The organism is Pseudoalteromonas apostichopi (assembly GCF_030297135.1).
GTDB classification, from domain to species: Bacteria; Pseudomonadota; Gammaproteobacteria; order Enterobacterales; family Alteromonadaceae; genus Pseudoalteromonas; species Pseudoalteromonas apostichopi.
Map to the genome: position 1 here is coordinate 639,513 of NZ_AP028065.1, position 17,979 is coordinate 657,491.

15 protein-coding genes are annotated in these 17,979 nt (G+C 41.2%); 7 read left to right on the forward strand and 8 right to left on the reverse strand.

Features of this window, described 5'->3' with window-relative positions; translation table 11 throughout:
- Positions 1–266: 266 nt before the first annotated feature.
- On the forward strand, positions 267–1,457 hold the full coding sequence (locus QUE86_RS02900; RefSeq protein ID WP_239977492.1) for an MFS transporter: 1,191 nt from the start codon (positions 267–269) through the stop codon (positions 1,455–1,457).
- Between the two features lie 102 nt (positions 1,458–1,559).
- Here the strand turns inward: QUE86_RS02900 and QUE86_RS02905 are convergent, their stop codons facing one another.
- Positions 1,560–1,751, reverse strand: a complete 192-nt coding sequence (locus QUE86_RS02905; protein WP_054551820.1) for a helix-turn-helix transcriptional regulator — start codon at positions 1,749–1,751, stop codon at positions 1,560–1,562.
- Complete coding sequence (locus QUE86_RS02910; protein WP_178927241.1) at positions 1,748–2,176, reverse strand: hypothetical protein; 429 nt, start codon at positions 2,174–2,176, stop codon at positions 1,748–1,750. Before QUE86_RS02910 ends, QUE86_RS02905 begins: the two co-directional genes overlap by 4 nt.
- 238 nt (positions 2,177–2,414) lie before the next feature.
- Here QUE86_RS02910 and QUE86_RS02915 point away from each other — a divergent pair, with 238 nt between their 5' ends.
- The 5 genes from QUE86_RS02915 to QUE86_RS02935 all read left to right on the forward strand — a co-directional run bounded on the left by QUE86_RS02915 (position 2,415) and on the right by QUE86_RS02935 (position 10,541).
- Positions 2,415–5,660, forward strand: a complete 3,246-nt coding sequence (locus QUE86_RS02915; protein ID WP_286259093.1) for an nSTAND1 domain-containing NTPase — start codon at positions 2,415–2,417, stop codon at positions 5,658–5,660.
- 16 nt (positions 5,661–5,676) lie between these two features.
- A complete protein-coding gene (locus tag QUE86_RS02920) occupies positions 5,677–6,054 on the forward strand; it encodes a DP-EP family protein (protein ID WP_286259095.1) in 378 nt (125 codons plus the stop codon).
- A 159-nt stretch (positions 6,055–6,213) separates the two neighbouring features.
- Positions 6,214–7,194 carry a GGDEF domain-containing protein gene (locus QUE86_RS02925; protein WP_240701307.1) on the forward strand — a complete coding sequence of 327 codons (981 nt, stop codon included), beginning with the start codon at positions 6,214–6,216 and terminating at the stop codon, positions 7,192–7,194.
- A 136-nt stretch (positions 7,195–7,330) separates the two neighbouring features.
- Complete coding sequence (locus QUE86_RS02930) at positions 7,331–9,850, forward strand: TonB-dependent receptor plug domain-containing protein (protein ID WP_286259098.1); 2,520 nt, start codon at positions 7,331–7,333, stop codon at positions 9,848–9,850.
- A gap of 142 nt (positions 9,851–9,992) precedes the next feature.
- Positions 9,993–10,541 carry a hypothetical protein gene (locus QUE86_RS02935; protein WP_167658014.1) on the forward strand — a complete coding sequence of 183 codons (549 nt, stop codon included), beginning with the start codon at positions 9,993–9,995 and terminating at the stop codon, positions 10,539–10,541.
- Here the strand turns inward: QUE86_RS02935 and QUE86_RS02940 are convergent.
- The 3 genes from QUE86_RS02940 to QUE86_RS02950 all read right to left on the reverse strand — a co-directional run bounded on the left by QUE86_RS02940 (position 10,538) and on the right by QUE86_RS02950 (position 13,459).
- Positions 10,538–11,443: a tetratricopeptide repeat protein gene (locus QUE86_RS02940; protein WP_130050940.1), complete on the reverse strand. Its 906-nt coding sequence runs from the start codon at positions 11,441–11,443 to the stop codon at positions 10,538–10,540. The genes QUE86_RS02935 and QUE86_RS02940 overlap by 4 nt on opposite strands.
- A 67-nt stretch (positions 11,444–11,510) precedes the next feature.
- Positions 11,511–11,687 carry a hypothetical protein gene (locus QUE86_RS02945; protein ID WP_286259102.1) on the reverse strand — a complete coding sequence of 59 codons (177 nt, stop codon included), beginning with the start codon at positions 11,685–11,687 and terminating at the stop codon, positions 11,511–11,513.
- Positions 11,688–11,815: 128 nt separating this feature from the next.
- Positions 11,816–13,459 carry an amidohydrolase family protein gene (locus QUE86_RS02950; RefSeq protein ID WP_286259103.1) on the reverse strand — a complete coding sequence of 548 codons (1,644 nt, stop codon included), beginning with the start codon at positions 13,457–13,459 and terminating at the stop codon, positions 11,816–11,818.
- A gap of 107 nt (positions 13,460–13,566) precedes the next feature.
- Here QUE86_RS02950 and QUE86_RS02955 point away from each other — a divergent pair, with 107 nt between their 5' ends.
- Entirely contained in the window at positions 13,567–14,466 is a 900-nt protein-coding gene (locus QUE86_RS02955; RefSeq protein ID WP_130050938.1) for a LysR family transcriptional regulator, read from the forward strand.
- On the opposite strand, the gene QUE86_RS02960 is transcribed toward QUE86_RS02955, so the two are convergent.
- From QUE86_RS02960 to QUE86_RS02970, 3 genes are all read right to left on the reverse strand, one after another.
- On the reverse strand, positions 14,463–15,815 hold the full coding sequence (locus QUE86_RS02960; RefSeq protein ID WP_167658019.1) for a magnesium transporter: 1,353 nt from the start codon (positions 15,813–15,815) through the stop codon (positions 14,463–14,465). The genes QUE86_RS02955 and QUE86_RS02960 overlap by 4 nt on opposite strands.
- A 150-nt stretch (positions 15,816–15,965) precedes the next feature.
- Positions 15,966–16,964 carry a helix-turn-helix transcriptional regulator gene (locus tag QUE86_RS02965; protein ID WP_130050936.1) on the reverse strand — a complete coding sequence of 333 codons (999 nt, stop codon included), beginning with the start codon at positions 16,962–16,964 and terminating at the stop codon, positions 15,966–15,968.
- Positions 16,948–17,865, reverse strand: a complete 918-nt coding sequence (locus QUE86_RS02970) for a GGDEF domain-containing protein (protein WP_130050935.1) — start codon at positions 17,863–17,865, stop codon at positions 16,948–16,950. The genes QUE86_RS02965 and QUE86_RS02970 overlap by 17 nt, the downstream gene beginning before the upstream one ends.
- Positions 17,866–17,979 lie beyond the last annotated feature (114 nt).

The following is a 17,979-nucleotide window of genomic DNA, read 5'->3' on the forward strand; positions in this document are numbered from 1 at the left end:
CGCTCTCCTTTAAACCAATTTAATTAACCAAGTATAGTTGGCTTTTCATCTGTATTTAATTTGAACAGCAAAGACTTAAGAAGTTCAGGTTATTTTCTTATAGCAAACAAATATAGAACGTTCCAAAAAGTACTGTATCAACCCCGTTAATTTGTATTACAATAGCGCTGGGCACACATCTCTACTCCAGAACAAAGTATTTGTTACTGGCATTTTCAATTATCAAAAATCTATTTTGTTTTTAAATTTATTTTTAAAGGAATTACATGACTAACGTAGCCAACCCCCAAGGCAACGCAAGCACGTTTACCATTCTGATAGTATTGGCTTTAGGCACATTCATTTTAGGCCTATCAGAATTTTCTATGATGCCAATGTTGCCCTTGATCAGCGAAACATTTTCGTCTACGCCAGCGCAAAGTGGTTATGCCATCAGTGCTTACGCAATAGGCGTAGTCGTCGGTGCCCCGCTATTTATGATCACAACCGCCAACATGCGTAAGCGCAATGCACTGTTGATGTTTGTCAGTATGATGTTTTTATTCAATGGTTTAAGTGCTTTTGCAAACTCACTTGAGCAACTTATTTTATTTCGATTTTTAAGTGGTTTACCACACGGTGCCTACTTCGCCGCTGCTATTTTATTAGCCGCCGATATCGCCCCTGCCGATAAACGCGCAAGTTTTATGTCAAAAGTATTTATGGGTTTAACCATTGCTACTATCGTTGGTGTGCCCATGGTCACCCTAGTGGGTCAAAACTTTAGCTGGCGTTATTGTTTGGCGGGCACCGCTGTACTTGCGTTAGTTGCCTTGGTATTGATTGTGAAATACGTACCTAACGTAAAAAATACCGCGCCAACATCGATTCTCGATGAGTTAAGTGTATTAAAGAACAAGCTCGTATGGACCATTCTAGGTATCATCATTATTGGTTTTGGTGGTGTATTTTGTGTTTACACTTACATTGCCGACACTATTTTAGAAGTCACCCATACCCCTGCTTACACTATCTCTGTTGCCATGATCATGTTTGGTATTGGCTGTACTTTAGGTAACTACGTATTAGGTAAAGCCGCCGACCACTCACCGCTGAAAACCACAGGCGCAGCGCTAATTGGTGCTATAGTATTTGCTGCCAGTTATGTAAGCGCCAGCCACAATATTTGGCTGTTATATGCGGTGATTTTCTTTATTGGCTTTAGCGTGGGTTTAGGTACTGTGATCCAATCGCTATTAATGGATGTATCACCACAAGGCCACGCCATGATAGGTGCGCTGGTACAGTGTGCGTTTAATACAGCCAATGCCATTGGCCCTTGGCTTGGTGGCATGGCTATTGCCGAAGGCGCACTGCCAAGTCAAACAGGCTATGTTTCGGCGGCACTATTCTTAGGTGGCTTTTTAATGTGGTCGTTAAGTGCGATGCAGATGAAAAGACAAAGCTGTAAGCCTTAAGCTCTCAAAAATGTAGCAGCGATTTTATATCGCGTAGGATAAGTGGCGTTTAACCTGAATGATTTAACATTCGGCGTTAAAACGCCTCCTACGCTATCAAACTTACTCATCCTGAAATATCTCTTCGATACTCAGGTTAAATAAACGCGCGGCTTTAAATGCTAATGGCAAACTTGGGTCAAATTTACCTTTTTCTATCGCATTAATGGTTTGCCTAGACACATCCAAAAGCTCTGCGAGTTTCGCTTGGGTGTAGTTGTGCTCAGCACGAAGCACTTTCAAGCGGTTTTTCATTCTTCGCCCTCGTCGTTTAACTGCTTATTCATCATTAAAAGACTCACTAAATAGGTTAAGCTCATAAAGATTACGAGGTGCGATATATCTTCTTTAAAGCTTATTAAACCGCTTGATTGCACCACCGAATAAGCTAAACCAAATACCAAGCTTGCACCCAAAGTAATGGCCATTGCATTAAGGTGCATACGCTGCTGAAGCTCATCCATTCCTTGTAGTTGTCTCTTGTTCGATAAAATCATCTTGATGCCAACTACGACATTAATTAAGATTGCTACAACACTAAAAACAGCCTGCTCTTGCCATAAAAAATGTGGTCCAAATGAGGCAATTGCTAAAGTAATCACCCATGCTGATGTCCATTTAGCGAGGTTTAGCGTGTTCTGCTTATTACGCTGTTTAAAGGTTAATCCTGTTCGATTCATTATTCTCACCTTAAAAGTAAAGTAAACTTGACCAAAGATTAATCTAGCAACACAAAAAGTCAAATAAACTTTACAAAAAGTTTTATATACACGACATCAATATGATTTTTTAATGTCAGAAAAGGCAAGGTGCTTGCTGTTAATCTCATAATATTGTATTAATCAAAGTATCGCGTAGTCTTATAAAAAATCGGTCCAATCGGACTGCGTTTCTAACAATAACAATGAAGATAACACTATGAATACGGCACTGTTTTTCGTTGGAGAATGGCAAGTTACCCCGGCTACCAACTCAATCCGACGCGGTGAGCAAACAAAGCATCTTGAACCCAAGGCGATGGATGTATTACTGCTGCTTTGCGAAAAACAAGGTGAGCTACTAACGAGCGAAGAAATCATCAGCCATTGCTGGCCAAATGTAGCGCTGGGTGACAACCCCCTGCATAAAGTGATCACCCAATTACGTAAAGCCTTTGACGATAAAGCAAGCGATCCGCATTACATAGAAACCATTCGTAAACGCGGTTATCGAGTAATTGCCGAAATCAACTTTCCACTCAACGAAGAACAAAAAGCCAGCCAAACCAGTTGGCAAGGTGACTCGCCTTTTGTTGGCTTAAGTGCGTTTGCACCAGAGCAAGCCGATGTATTTTTTGGTCGTAACAAACAAATTGCCACCTTGTTACAGCGAGTGTCGGCTCAAATTGAGTTTGGTCGCGCATTTTGCTTAATTTTAGGCGCCAGTGGTTCAGGTAAATCATCGTTAGTTAACGCAGGTGTATTGCCCGCTTTAATGTCGAGTAATGGCTACGATGGCATTAGAGTACACAGTTACTGCCAACTCGACTTTGCCGATGTGAGCAAAGAGCGCTTACTGCTTGATTTAGCCTCAACCTTGCTCGATTTAGAAGTAAACGACGCACCTGTACTTAGCGATATAAGCGCCGATGCGTTGGCTGAATTGTTATTAACAGATCCAGAACAGGTTATTTCCCGCTGTAAAGCAGCACTTGCAGCGCTAAATGCAGAGCGCACTACGCCCTATCTATTTTTATTTATCGACCGGCTCGAAGTGCTATTGTCATCGCCGCTATTTAGCGATGACGAGCGCAACCAGCTGTTAGCACTTATTGAGCGCTTAGCAACAAGTGGCTGCATGATCATTTTTAGTGCCTGTCGTAATGACTTTTACCCGCAAGTAGTGAGTCAACCAAGTTTAATGGCAGGTAAAGCCAATGGCGCACATTTTGACTTATTAGCGCCAACTCGCTCTGAGCTTAAGCAAATGATCCGTTTGCCAGCACTTGCTGCAGGCTTAAGTTGGCAACATCACCCAGAGCATCACACACCGCTTGATGAACAACTTTGTAACGATACTGCCAATAACCCTGATGCATTGCCGATGCTGCAATACACCTTGCAGCAGCTTTATTTGCAGCGCAGCCCAGACAACGAATTATTGTTTTCTGAATACCAAGCGCTTGGCACCATCGAAGGAGCCATCGGCCAAAAAGCCGAACAGGTATTTTGCCAATTACCCAAAGACCAACAAACTGAACTTACCGCAGTACTTTCTAAACTGATCACTTTAAACCCAGACGGCGAAACTCTCACCAGCCGCGCTGCACGTTGGAGCGAATTAACCAGCCCTGCTGCAAACAAACTTGTTCAGGCTATGGTCGACAGCCGTTTGTTTGTGTCGCACCTTAAAAATGAGCAAGCCTGCTTTAGCCTTGCCCACGAAGCGCTGCTGCGTCATTGGCAACGCGCCATAGATTGGGTGCAAGAGCACCAACAAAGCTTAGCAATTCAAAGCCGTGTGCAACTTGCCACCGAGCGATGGCTGACTGAGCATAAACACAGCGACTTTTTATTAGCGCAAGGCAAACCGCTACAAGAAGCACAAAGCCTAGTTAAAAACCCTATGTTTAGCTTATCGAGTGACGAGCAAGCGTTAATTAAGGCTTCTAACAATAAAGCCAAACGTAAAAAACGCATGTTACAAATAACGGCAGCAGCACTTGTGTGCTTAACCTTTATAGCCACATTTATGAGCGTGCGCAGCTACCATGCTGAGCAAGTAGCAAAACAAAAACGCCAAGAAGCTGAGAGTTTACTGGGTTTTATGGTCGGTGAATTTGCCGACAAACTCAGAAGCGTTAAGCGTATGGATTTACTGGATGGTATTAGCAATAAAGCCCTTGAGTATTTTACCAATCAAGACGAAGAAGCGGCCTCGTTGTTTGACTTTAGCGATAAACAAGCCGAGTTTAATAACCGCTTTCAGTACGCTCAAACCTTAGAGGCCATGGGCGAAGTGGCGTACTCGCGCGGCAAAACCGACGAAGCCTTCACCGCCTTTGAAAATGCGCGAACGCGCCTAGAATCATTACTAAAAATTCAACCCAACAACCTTGATGTTTTAATGCTTGCAGGGGCTAATGCTTTTTGGCTTGGCCAATTACATTATGACAACAGCGACTACAATGCGACCGAACCTTGGTTTAAACGCTATCAAGAATACAGCGAAAAAATGTATCAGCTTGCCCCTAATGACTTTAATTCGATTATGGAGCTATCTTATTCTTACAACTCGTTAGGCTCATTGTATTTAAAGCAATTTAACTACATGCAAGCAAAACAGAGTTTTACCCAATCCCTTGAATTTAAAAACAGAGCACTAGAATTAAAGCCTAATAATAAAAATTTATTAAGAGACAAGGCAGGTACAATTAGCTGGTTAGCTAGTACAGAAGAACATTTAGGAAACTTTAACGAGGCTCTTATGGTATTTGAACAAGCAGAGGGTGAGATTATTGAAATGCTAATTCAATATCCAGCAGATGCCAGTCTATTGACGTCATTAGCATATAAACAAATTCAACAAAGCTACTTACTGAGTTATCTTCCTAATAAATCAAAGGCTTATAAAAAAGCAAAGCAAGCAACAGAAACAATTAATAAAGCAAGATTACAAGATGATCAAAACCACACATTCATGATGACATACTTTCAATTTCTGACATATCAGCTAACTCTTTTTCATGATACCGGCAAAGAAACAGAAATTAATAATATCTTAGAATTTATTAAAAATAGTAAGCCATCAGATAGGAGAGTAATAGATATCAAAATAAGCCTAATCAAATACCTAACAGGTAAAAACAAAGAAGAAATGGCAATTGAAATTTTAGATACTATAGATACAAGCAATGTGTTGCTTACTGATCATATTGATATTAACGGTACATTATTGCTGACCCGAATCAACCTAATAAAAGCCAAACTAGCAAATTCGCAAAGTGATAGATACAGCTTTTGTGAAAACACTGTTCTAACTCTAAATAAAATACGTAAAAAAACTAAAAGTATAAAATTTACTTACCCATTAATTCAGGCATACACCTGTTTAAATAAATCACACGAAATAGAAGCGACCATTGTTCCTGTAAAAGAATTGGGAATAATTAATTTTCAACTATAAAAGTAAAGGAAAAAACATGAGTGAAGGTAAAGTCTACAATTTCACAGTAAATATTGAATTAGATAGCAATAAAAAAGCAGTGTTTACATATTTTCAAAACGGTCAACAAGTATCTGGTGGTGGGGTTGTTACAGAAAGAGATAGTCTTGGGGTTTACACCCTAAATGAAGAAACTCAAAAAAGAGGGTTCTTATTTTCTGCCGCTACATTTAGTAATCATGAGGGTGACTGCGCTAAAGATTTCAGTTACAAAGTTACAAACGCAGGCACGGTAATCAATATTTCAGATACCGACGAAAACAATGGTACAGCATGTATGATCTTCACTGTTAACTGTAACGGTGAGGAATATCAAAGCGAAGACCCGCAAGTAGAAAATAAAGAAGAAGTATAAAACCTAGAAATAACACCGACAAAAGGCTCCAGCAAGGAGCCTTTTTTCAATTCAAAAACAACAACTTAAAACCAGAAGATTATCAGAAGGTTAATTTGCACTTTTTTAAGTAACTTTATAGACACCAAAATCGTTTGCATCGGCAAAAAGGAAACGAACGTGTCTACTAACAAAAATGAACAACCAAGCACTGCAAAATCAGAAGCGAAAAACGCACTACCGCAGTCTATCAATTCAGAGCAACTTGCGCTGATTGCCCAAATGTTTCAGAACATTCCTGAGGGAGTGTTTATCATTAATGGCCAAGGCACGTTTGAATTTGCAAACCCGATGGCGGCTCAGCTTTTAGGTGACAACCAAGAAGCGTTAATCGGGCAAAACATTTTACATTACCTACACGACACCGACCGTGATAAATACATGTATACCCTACTCAGTTGGTTAGACCATAAAGACTCGCCGATAAGCCTTGGGCCAAACGAAGTTAAAATAAACCGCGCCGATAATAAAACCCTTGAGGCGGATTTATGTATATCGAGCCTGCCAAAAAACATTGCCGTTGCAGAAAATTTATTTATTTGTGTATTACATGATTTATCATCACATAAAGAACAATATAATCGTTTAATTAAACAGGCTACCACTGACCATTTAACCGGCCTTGCAAATAGATTAACCCTTGAGGAATCATTAAAAGAGCATTGGCAAGAAAGCGTACAAACCAACCAAGCCATTAGCACTATATTAATCGACATCGATTACTTTAAATTATTCAACGACCGATTTGGTCATGTAAAAGGCGATAAATGCTTACAAAAAGTAGCAAGTATAATCGCAGAATCACTCCCTTCTCGTGATTGTTTAGCAGCCCGTTATGGTGGTGAAGAATTCGCCATTATATTACCCCGCTGTCAAAAAGACACGGCCGCCGCCATTGCTAAACATATTCAAATAAAAGTAAATAACATGCCATTTACTGATATAGGTTTACCAAGTGATTTTAGAATAAGTGTAAGCCAAGGAATTGCCTGTGAGTTTAATAATCAATATCGTACTTCAGAGGCATTAATTTGTGCAGCAGATACTGCTTTATACCGAGCAAAAACAGAGGGTAGAAATAAAATAAGCATTAGCGCGTAAACACACAATTAACAACATAAAAAACTAATTAACAAATCACGTTAGTTACACATATACTATACTTTTATGTTATTTGTTTGTTCCCATTATGCGTTTTACACTGCGCTAAAATAGATAAGTCAGATGGGAATCAAAAATGGCATTATTCAAAAAATTACCTTTGCAACTTGCAATCGCAAGTACGCTTGCTGCATCAGTGACTGCAATCGCTGCTGAGCAACCTGCTGAAAATACAGCAAAAGATATTGAAGTTATTTCAGTGACGGGCACACGTCGTAGTTTACGTAGCCTATCTGAAAGTACTGTTCCGGTTGATTTATTAACAAGCCGCGATTTAGCAAGCACAGGTCAGCTTGAAATTAGCCAAGTACTTGCCTCTCAATTACCTAGTTTTAACTACCCTAGCGCCACCATTGCTGATGGTACTGACCACGCAAAACCTGCCGTATTACGTGGCCTTGCCCCTGATCACACACTGGTATTAGTCAACGGTAAACGCCGCCATGCGGGTGCCCTATTAAATTTAGGTGGCACAGTGGGTCGTGGCTCAACAGCGGTTGATTTAAATAATATTCCTACCTCAGCAATTAAGCGTGTAGAAGTACTGCGTGATGGCGCTGCCGCGCAATATGGTTCTGACGCGATTGCTGGTGTAATTAACATTGTACTAAAAGATGCCGATGAAGGCGGTAGTGTAAGCTACACATACGGTGAGTACGACACTCAAATGGCAGGCTCTCCTCAGCTACTAAACACTACAACTGATAGCGAAGGCAACCTAAGCTTTGAAACTGGCAGCGACCGTGAAGTAAACGACGGCATTTCGCGCACAGCAAGTGCTAATGCGGGCTTTGCGCTGGGCGATAACGGTTTTATTAACGTGTCGATTGAGTCACGCAATAACGAGCCAACAAACCGCTCTGGTTTTGATGCACGTGAGCAATATAGCCGTGATGAGAATGGCAATTTAGATTCGCGCGAATTTGACTTTGACCGCTATAACCACCGCTTTGGTAAAGCCGCTATCGAAGACTTCGCGCTTTTTTATAACTTAGGTTATGAGTTTGATAACTCACTATCGCTTTACTCATTTGCAAGTTACTCAAACCGTAAAGGTAATTCAGGTGGTTTTTATCGTCGTGCGAAAGACTCTCGTAACTTACCTGAAGTATATCCTGACGGTTTCTTACCACAAATTGATACCGACGTAGATGACTACTCATTTGCGATTGGTCTAAATGGCGAAACTAATGATTGGGCTTGGGATGTAAGCACTAATTATGGTCGTAATGACTTTGGTTTAGGTGTTAGCAATAGTTTAAACACTTCAATGGGCGTAAATAGCCCAACAGAGTTTGATAACGGTGCGCTTGTGTACGAGCAATACCTAGTGAACATGGATGCTAGCAACACGCTAGACTTAGGTTTACCTGATGATGTGTTTGTCACCATTGGTGCTGAGTATCGTCACGAAAACTACCAAATTAAAGCAGGTGAAACAGCCTCTTACCTAACTGTATTAGATGACGATGGCAACCCTGTTGCTGCCGGTGGTGCACAAGTTTTAGCAGGCTTTTCACCTGACAGTGCAACCGATAAAAGCCGCCATAATGTCGCTATTTTTGCTGAGTTTGATACCTACCTTACAAGCGACTGGAATGTGGTTCTCGCTGGCCGCTTTGAAGATTACAGTGACTTTGGTAGTACTTTTACATCAAAACTGGCTTCTCGTTACAGCGTGAATGAATCATTGTCTCTACGTGGTGCTATTAGTACTGGATTTAGAGCGCCATCACTTGCACAAACGTCTTACAAATCGGTAAGCACGGTATTTGAAAATGGTATTCCAAGTGAAGTTGGTTTGTTCCCTGTTGATGAACCTGCGGCGCGTGCACTGGGTGCTCGTGACCTTGATGCAGAAGAATCAGTCAACATGACTGCGGGCTTTATCTTTACCCAAGGTGGTTTTAGCTTAACCCTTGATGCATATCGCATTGAAATAGACGACCGTATTGTATTATCTGAAAACTTAAGTGGCCCAGAAGTTGAAGCGATTTTAGCCGAAGCAGGCGAAGTAAATACACAGCGTGTTCGTTACTTTACTAATGCCATTGATTCACGTACGCAAGGTGTTGATATTGTTGCGACTTACTCATTAGGTTTAGAAAGCTATGGTGATTTACGCTTAAGTGCAGCAGTTAACTTTAACGACACAGAAGTGACGAATGTTAAAGAAAACCCAGCAGAGCTTGAAGCGCTTGGTGATAGCTACGAATACTTTGCGCGCCGTGAAATAACCCGCTTTGAAGAAGGCACCCCAGCAAATAAGTGGAACTTATCTGCAACATGGGATTATGAAAACTTCCAAACAACACTTCGTGCCACGCGTTACGGTGAAGTGGTGGATACATCAAGCACACCTGAAGGTGATGAAGTACTTGATGCTAAATGGATTGCTGACTTAGAAGTGGCTTACCGCCCTGATGAGCAGTGGAAGTTCGCATTAGGCGCTAATAACCTGTTTGATCAGTATCCTCAAGATACTGTAGGTAATATTGGTTATAGCGATTTCAACCAAATTTTCCCTTATAGTGGCTTTGCGCCATACAGCTTAGATGGCCGTTTTATTTACGGTAACATCACTTATAGCTTCTAAAAAAAAGCGGTGATAACCTAGGTCATCACCGCTAGCTTCTGAAACTATAATCTCAAAAATAATTAAAAAAATTTTCGGATAGATAAACTATATGCAAACTTGTTGCGACTAACTAAATAACATAACCCATTAGGACATCATTATGAATTTAGTACGCATCAGCGCAAGTGCACTCTTAATCACAGCCACTACTGCCTGTATTGGCCTCTCAAATGCCAGTACAACAAGCAACCAAAACGATTATCGTGTTATTACTTTTAAAGATTGCAAAAAGGTAAGCGAAAGCACCCTCAATAACGAACAGATTGCTGCATACCTAGAGCTTGAACGTGAGCAGGTAAAACTAGAAGCGCTAGAACAACCAATTAGTGACATAGAACTACAAGTCACTGAGTACTCTGAGCAAATAGAAGCGATCACCGAAGAAGCAGTTATTGAAGACGAGAACCACCTGCGAATTAATAAAAGCTTATTAAAAGAGCAAGATAAGCTGGCTAAAGAACTAAATAAACTTATGGCCGCTCATGATGCTGATTTTAAAGCACTAGAACAGCAAGCAAAGTTAATCGAACATGCCGCTAAACAATTTGATAAAACAATGAAGCCTTTGATGGAACAAGGTGAGTCAACCCATCTACAAATTTTAGCGCCGGGTGAAGACGAAAAACCTGGGTGTTTTTACAATATCTAAAGTACATTAGCTAGATGTGCATAAAGTTTCGCATGTGATTGCCGTATGTCTTCTTTATGCACTTGCTTAAACCATTTTAATGCTTGATCTTGCTTTCCTGCTTGCCAATTGATTTCAGCTAAGCGTAACTTATAAATAGCTATCACATTTCGATCTGAGTCTGAATTCATGTACTTAAGAGACTGTACATAAACTTCATCTGCTTGAGCATAATTCGCCAAAAGTTGATGGGTGCGAGCTAAGTTACCTAAAGCCACAGAGATTTTGCGGTTATGATTGGTTTTTAAAATCCAATCGGCTGCGATTTTTCGGTTTGCAAGCGCACCGTCTACATCACCTAATGAGTGAAAAACATTCGCTTTATTCGACGCAAGTTCAAAGTGAAAAATAGGATCTTTGCTTTTGCCAAAGCGGCGCTCTGCCCTATCAAGAATTTGCAGTGCTGTTTCCTTGTTACCAAACACATATTGCAAATTAGCCAGCTCGACCATGCGCATAGGGTTACCAAAGGAGTCGAAGATTGCTTGCAGTTTTTCAAATGCTTTTTTGGCATATTTACGGCCTGTTTCAAAGTCGCCTAAATAATGCATTGATTTTGCGTAGTAAAAGTAAACTTGAACTTGAAAAACGACTGGTAACTCTTCACTCGCAACAAAAGGCTCAGTGCTATCTTTCAAAATCTCATATTCCATCTTATCGTAGAAATAATCAAACTGATAAGATTTAATCTCATACCAATGTGCAGAGCCAAGCTCACTGCTTGCAAGCTGTTGGTTAATGTAATCTAAGCAACTAATTTGTGACTGTTGCTCACAAAACATTTCATGATCACTAAAGTTTTCAGAGGCGCTGGCATTAAGACTAGATAATCCTAGTAATAACAAAGCTAACTTTTTCTTCATTCACAACTTTCTCAGTGATAATTCACTCAGAAAACTAACAAAATTTAATACTTTATAACAGTATTTTTTAATTAAATTGATAATTGTAACCAAATATTAAGTTTTGATCTGAGCCATAATCACTGTCTTCTGTTGCGGCAAATACCTTGAAACTTTGTTTTTTATCAAATTGATAACTTGCACCAATGGCAGCGAAATAACCTGAATAATCGTTAGAGCCTACAGAATAAGCTGCGGCTGCCATTACTGTCCATTTTTCGGACAATGGTCTTTAATTAGTAAAGCCTCTTTACCTAACTCTGCATTCCTTTTATCTAACTACAATCAGGTATATAAAGTTAGGTTAAGAGTATATAGTTTTACTGTGCATCACTACAACGCAGCGATACACTCCACCTCAACCTTTGCGCCCAGTGCTAAGCCACTGGCTGCAAATGCGCTTCTAGCAGGTAATTTAGTAAAAAATGGCGTGTAGGCTTGATTGGCTAAAGGCCAGTCTTGTATATCTGCCAACATAAGGGTGCATTTAACAACATCGTTAAAATCTAAATTGTGATCTTGCAAAACAAAGCCAATGTTTTTCATCGCCTGCGTCATTTGGGTGCTGATGTCATTGCCAGCCAAAGCCATAGTGGTTGGCAAGTTACCTAATTGCCCCGATAAAAATAATAACCCCGCCGCTTCACGGGCCATCACAAACGGTAATTTTTCATTATCACCCAAGTGGATAAATTGGCCATTTTTAATCACATGAACAATGTTTTGGCTATTGGAAATCTCGTTACTTGGATCTCTGCTAAGTACCACAAGATTCGCCGTTTTACCTTCCTTAATCGAACCTGTTTTTTTCTCAATGCCAATCACTTTTGCACCATTAATGGTTGCAGCCTGTAGAGCTTCTAAAGGCGTTAAACCTGCCCGTTCAACTAATAACTGCATTTCATGGTGGACCATAGGCGTTACAGTATTAAACCTGTCACTAGTCACATCGGTACCTGCTGCTATAGTCACACCGGCTTGATGAGCCAACTGTGTAAACAGCCCGCCCCACTCATTGAGCAATAACCCTTTTTCACCACGAGAGGCTTTGGTTTTATCAAATACCGTTAGGGTCGAGTCTAGAATAGTGCCCTTTTTTTTCATCTGCTTTATTAATGTTTGATAAGCTTCTAGTTGCTTTGCATCGCTTTTTTGCTGTTCTGTTAAGGCAACATTTTTACGGCGCATATCATAGAAATTCTCAATAACTTGCGCAGCAAAATCAGCAGCATGCGAAGTTGTTTCAACCCCACCATTAACCGCTTCAAGCGGTGTTGCTGGGCCAATAAAAGCATGCGACCACACCTTAAGGCCATGTTTTTTAGCAGCTTTTGATAACTTTGCTACCACTGACCCTGGCACATTTGCATAAATTTTGATGCCGGTTGCCCCCAGCCCTTTGCTACGCAGCATAATGGCATCAAAGTCACTGTTTTCATCAACGGCTCGCATCCAATCCACAGTGCCCGGGATTTCACCTTTTGCAGAGGCGACTGTGCGGGGGTCAGAAAAGAACGCTTTACCACCAATAATCACAGAATAATAAATATCCGGTGATTGAATAATATCGTTATCGGCTCGTCTTTTAAGTGAGCTCAAAGCGCGGGTATCGCCGCCCATATCGCGCACACTTGTCACACCCCCCTGTAAAAGCTGACGCAAGCGAGTGCGCGTGATTTCATCGTTATCTGAATCATCAGGTGATGTAGCATGGTGCACATGCGTATCGATTAAACCGGGTATTACATACTTACCTGCTAAATCGATTTTAATGACATCGTCGGCAAAGCGACGATAGCTTGCAGGAACAATTTGTTTGATTTTGTCATCTTCTATGATGATGGTTTGTGCTTCATTAACCGACAGTGCTTCCACGTCGATTAGGTTAACATTTTGTAATGCAATGGTTTGAGCCACCACCGACGACGATAAACCCAATGCAATGCTGGCAAGTAATGTGTTGATACCCGATTTCATGATCACCTCTTATTCTTGTTTTAGCTATCAACTTACACCTGAATTGCTTGGTTTTACATCTCACAAAAGTTTATAGTGTATAAACTTATAGTTTAAAAATAATAACAATGAACAAACTAGAAGCCGTCAGAGCCTTGTGCTTAGTCGCTGAATATCAGAGCTTTACTCAAGCTGCTAAGCAAATGCAGCTCTCTACCACCATGGTTAGCCGCTATGTAAAACAGTTAGAGCAAAACTTAGGCTGCTTGCTGTTAAAGCGGAACACCCGCAAAGTGTGTTTAACCGATGCAGGCCAGAGTTATGTACTGCAAATGAAGCCTTTACTTAATAAATTTAATGAAGTTGATGAAGAGCTTAGTGCGCTTAGCCAAGTGCCTAGCGGCAAGCTTGCTATTTCAACTAGTATAGAATTTGGCTGTCAATATTTAGCACCTTTAGTCAGTCAATATCAGTGCGCTTTTCCCGGTGTGAAATTAGATATTGTACTGTCTAATACGCCTGTTGATTTATTTGATAGCCAAATTGACTTAGCATTTAGAATTGCCCCTTCATTACCAGATGCCAGCCACATAGCGCAAACTGTTTGCCACTCATCATTATCTTTGTGGGCAAGCCCTGCATATTTAAAAAACCATGGCGTTCCAAAAGATATAGCAGCCTTATCTGAGCATAGATTACTGTTTTTCAACCATCATATTCGTAATGAACAATGGATATTTTGGGTAGATGGCCAGCATGTTTGCCGCAAGTTTAATTGGGCAATGACCTCAAATAATGGTCGATTTTTAAATGAAGCAGCGGCGGCCGGTGATGGGATAATTCAAGCACCCCGTTATTCAGTAGCCCCGTTTATAAAATCAGGTCAATTAGTTGAAGTGTTAGCAGAGCACACTTTAAAACCATTAACGATTGCTGCGGTTTATCCACATAGGTATGCGCTGTCAAATCGAGTTAAAACATTTGTTGAGCTGGCTAAACAGTATTTTAGCCAGCATCCGATCCCTTAAAGAAGTAGCAAGCTACCTAAACCTAGGAAGGTGACAAAGCCGACGATGTCGGTGACTGTGGTAAGGATCACAGAGCCAGAAAGGGCTGGATCGATTTTAAGCTTATCTAAAATCGATGGGATCACTACTCCTGATAACGAAGCAGCAACTAAGTTAAGTAAGATAGCGATAGTAATGGTTACACTTAACATGCCATCGTTGAACCAGAAATAAGTGAGAACACCAATTACAAAGGCCCAAACACAGCCATTTAACGCCCCTACTCTTAGCTCTTTTTTCAGCAGTGCTCTACGGTTGGAGTCGGTAACCTGACCAAGTGCTAAACCGCGCACAATCACCGTTAACGTCTGACTACCTGCAATACCACCCATTGAAGCGACAACCGGCATTAATACCGCAAGAGCAACCACTTGTTCGATAGTTGCACCAAACAAACCGATAAACCAAGAGGCTAAAAATGCCGTTGCTAGGTTAATACCAAGCCAAATACCGCGGTTTTTTGCCGACTTAGTGACGCTTGAGAACAGATCCTCGTCTTCACGTAGACCACCGGCTTTTGCAGCGGCTTCGTCGGTGACTTCTTGACGCAATTCATAAGCTGATGACACTGACAATCGGCCTAATAGTTTGTTGTCGGCATTCACAACTGGCATCGCCATTTGTTCACTATGAATAACCACTTCAGCCGCTTCGTATAGGTCGTCATCAGCATGCAATGCCGACACATCAAGGTTCGCGTAATCCAGCAAGCTGTCGCTATCATTGGCTTTAAATAACGCATTAATTGCCACTTCACCAATGAGAGTGCCCTTACGGCTGACTAGATAAATCACCTCGGTATACTGCGGTAAACCTTTTTGAAAAATTTTACGCGCGCCAGCCACGGTGAGTTTTTCTGACACTTTTAGCGCATCAAAATCGAGCCAGTGACCTAACTGCTCTGGATTATATTGCTGTGCAAGGTCGTACTGCTTTGTTTGAACTTCATCAAGTTGTCTGCGTGCATAATCAACAAAGCGCTCAGGAATAATTTCTTCAAGTTCAAGTAGCTCTTCTACACTGACTTCGTCAAGTAGCTTAAAGCCAGCGGCTTCTTCTAGACTTTGCAATAACCAGCGGCAACTATCCCCCCCTAAGTTAATGAAGATTTCATGCTGGGTATCTTCATCAAGTAATTGCCAAATTTCTAAGCGCTGCTCTTTGGGTAACGCTTCAAACAATAACGATAAATGCTCGGTAGAAAGCTTTTCTTTAGCATCAGCAAGTAACTTATTTTTGCGCGTTGTGGTGTCACACTGAAGCAAGTCATCAATTAACTGGGGAAGTTGGTCAACAGGATACTCAATCATTTGAGACCTCGGTTAATTACATCAATAACAATAGTCTAACGCAGCTTGAGAAAAATAACTGCCTAGGAATTGATATATTTTTATCTACACTTCATCCGTAATAAAGATGTACATAAAACCTTTTCTCCCTAAGTAGAGAATAAAAAATAATTACCCCTTTAATTGACTTGGCGTAAGCCCAGTCCAGCGCTTAAACGCTCGTCTGAAATTAGCAATATCATAAAATGATAAGCGCATGGCGACTTGCTCATTGCACTGCTCACGCATGGCAAGCAGGTAAATCGCTTTACGCTTACTTTGCTCATCATACAAAGTAGAAAAACGCACGCCATGAGCTTTTAGTTTACGCTTGAAAGTTGCGGGGCTCATGGCAAATTGGCTGGCTACTTGTTCTAAATTTAAGGCCGGATTTTGATAAATTAACCGGCTTACTGCTTCCACAAAAGTGCTGTTGGCAGAACTTAATGCCGCTAGTTGCGAGTTAATTTGTGAAAACCTAAAGCTACTAAACGCCGGATTAGTAAGCCTAAGCGCTTGTTTATTCAAAATCCAACGAGTTATTGGCTTTTCAAAGGCGACTTTAAGGCCTAAATGTTGTTCGTATTCTTGGCTATGTCTGGCTCGTTTGTAGGCAAATTCGAACTGACAAGGTACCCGCTCACCCGCCACTTTTTTAAGGATTTGATAAAAAGCGGCGCTGTAAATCTCCATAACATACTGGCTTATTTCATCATCCAAACCTACTGCGTTTTGCAGCACAATGTAATACTGCTCGTTATGTACATAACTATAACTAAATAACAAAGGTGCCAGTTGCATGCGCAAATTGTGTAACTGCTTTAAAGCTTGCCCAATATGCTCTGCATGTAACACGCCTTGGGCGGCAACAGAGGTATCGTTTGCTAGTTGACTGCCTAATAAAAAGCCGCTGTCGGCTGATTTCATCAATTGCTTAAACTGCGTTAATAAGCGCACTTGCTGCGAGATACTAAACTGATGCTGCACACTCATTAAGTCTTGCTCAAACACCCCTGTGCCTCTGAGTAACTTATGCAGTGCAATGCCGCGGCTTAAGGCCAGCTCCACCAGCGTGGTGATCAGTCCCTGTGCGGTGAGGTATTTGTCATCTTGATTAAGATACGGCTTCACAATGGCTGACTCTTTGTTGTTTTTGTTGTTGTAACTTAGCGTGTAAACGCGAGCTTAAACTTTGTGGCGTATCGCCTTGAACACTGCCTACTAAGGCCGCTGTTACATCTTGAAACTTAGCGTGTTTTTCGCCTTCGACCTTAAATGCACAATGGTTCAGCGCCGAGGTAATTTGCGCCAGCAGTTCTTTCGCTTGTACTGCGCTGGTATTTGGCATCAGCACCATAAAGCAGTCTCCCGCGTAACGGCACACTACATCGGTAAGACGGCAATTCATCAATAAAAGCTCGCTCACTTCACCTAGTAAGCGGTCGCCTTCGATAAAGCCAAATTCAGCATTAAAATCAGCAAAACCGCGAATATCAATGGCGGCCAATTGCAACGGTTGTGGTTCATTCAACTGCTCTTTTAATACCGCTTGTAAATAATCAGCCTTATAAAGTCCGGTGATTGAGCACACTAATTCATGCTCGCGATGCTGTGCTTCACGGCGCTTTAACTGCCTGTTAAGTACGTATTGTTCTTGGTGCCATTGATACAAGCCAAGGCTTGTGAAAATCATGCCAATCGGCGCAGGCAATGATTCTATCCATGTGAGCCATGTATTGGTGGGTTGATGTAACCACTCATCAAATAAATCGAGGGAAGCTGAAAACATAAAAAGCCCAAGCCCAAGCACTAAAAAGCTTGTTACTTTCCCAGGCGGCCTTGAAATAAGCAGTGCAGCTATCCAAGTGAGTGTCATCAGTACAATGCCACCTTCGCCTAAAATATCTAACCAAGCTATATCCGCAAGAGGCTTTAATTCTCCTGCTTGCGCGCTTAGCAAAAACGCAATCACAAACAGAGCAATGACTGCATTGGTTAAAAATCGATGATGAGTAAAAGGGTTAAATCGCATTTTAGATACCTAACAATAATTCACGCTGCCATGCTAACCCGTTAGCGTTTTAAGCAGCAGGGTCATATTAGCTCAATGATGTGACAGCAAAACGACAGTCAAACCTTATTAAAC

Excerpts from the sequence above, each read along its gene's own strand:
- QUE86_RS02900 (WP_239977492.1), top strand. The coding sequence starts at position 267 with ATGACTAACGTAGCCAACCCCCAAGGCAACGCAAGCACGTTTACCATT.
- QUE86_RS02905 (WP_054551820.1), bottom strand. The coding sequence starts at position 1,751 with ATGAAAAACCGCTTGAAAGTGCTTCGTGCTGAGCACAACTACACCCAA.
- QUE86_RS02910 (WP_178927241.1), bottom strand. The coding sequence starts at position 2,176 with ATGAATCGAACAGGATTAACCTTTAAACAGCGTAATAAGCAGAACACG.
- QUE86_RS02915 (WP_286259093.1), top strand. The coding sequence starts at position 2,415 with ATGAATACGGCACTGTTTTTCGTTGGAGAATGGCAAGTTACCCCGGCT.
- QUE86_RS02920 (WP_286259095.1), top strand. The coding sequence starts at position 5,677 with ATGAGTGAAGGTAAAGTCTACAATTTCACAGTAAATATTGAATTAGAT.
- QUE86_RS02930 (WP_286259098.1), top strand. The coding sequence starts at position 7,331 with ATGGCATTATTCAAAAAATTACCTTTGCAACTTGCAATCGCAAGTACG.
- QUE86_RS02935 (WP_167658014.1), top strand. The coding sequence starts at position 9,993 with ATGAATTTAGTACGCATCAGCGCAAGTGCACTCTTAATCACAGCCACT.
- QUE86_RS02940 (WP_130050940.1), bottom strand. The coding sequence starts at position 11,443 with ATGAAGAAAAAGTTAGCTTTGTTATTACTAGGATTATCTAGTCTTAAT.
- QUE86_RS02945 (WP_286259102.1), bottom strand. The coding sequence starts at position 11,687 with ATGGCAGCCGCAGCTTATTCTGTAGGCTCTAACGATTATTCAGGTTAT.
- QUE86_RS02950 (WP_286259103.1), bottom strand. The coding sequence starts at position 13,459 with ATGAAATCGGGTATCAACACATTACTTGCCAGCATTGCATTGGGTTTA.
- QUE86_RS02955 (WP_130050938.1), top strand. The coding sequence starts at position 13,567 with ATGAACAAACTAGAAGCCGTCAGAGCCTTGTGCTTAGTCGCTGAATAT.
- QUE86_RS02960 (WP_167658019.1), bottom strand. The coding sequence starts at position 15,815 with ATGATTGAGTATCCTGTTGACCAACTTCCCCAGTTAATTGATGACTTG.
- QUE86_RS02970 (WP_130050935.1), bottom strand. The coding sequence starts at position 17,865 with ATGCGATTTAACCCTTTTACTCATCATCGATTTTTAACCAATGCAGTC.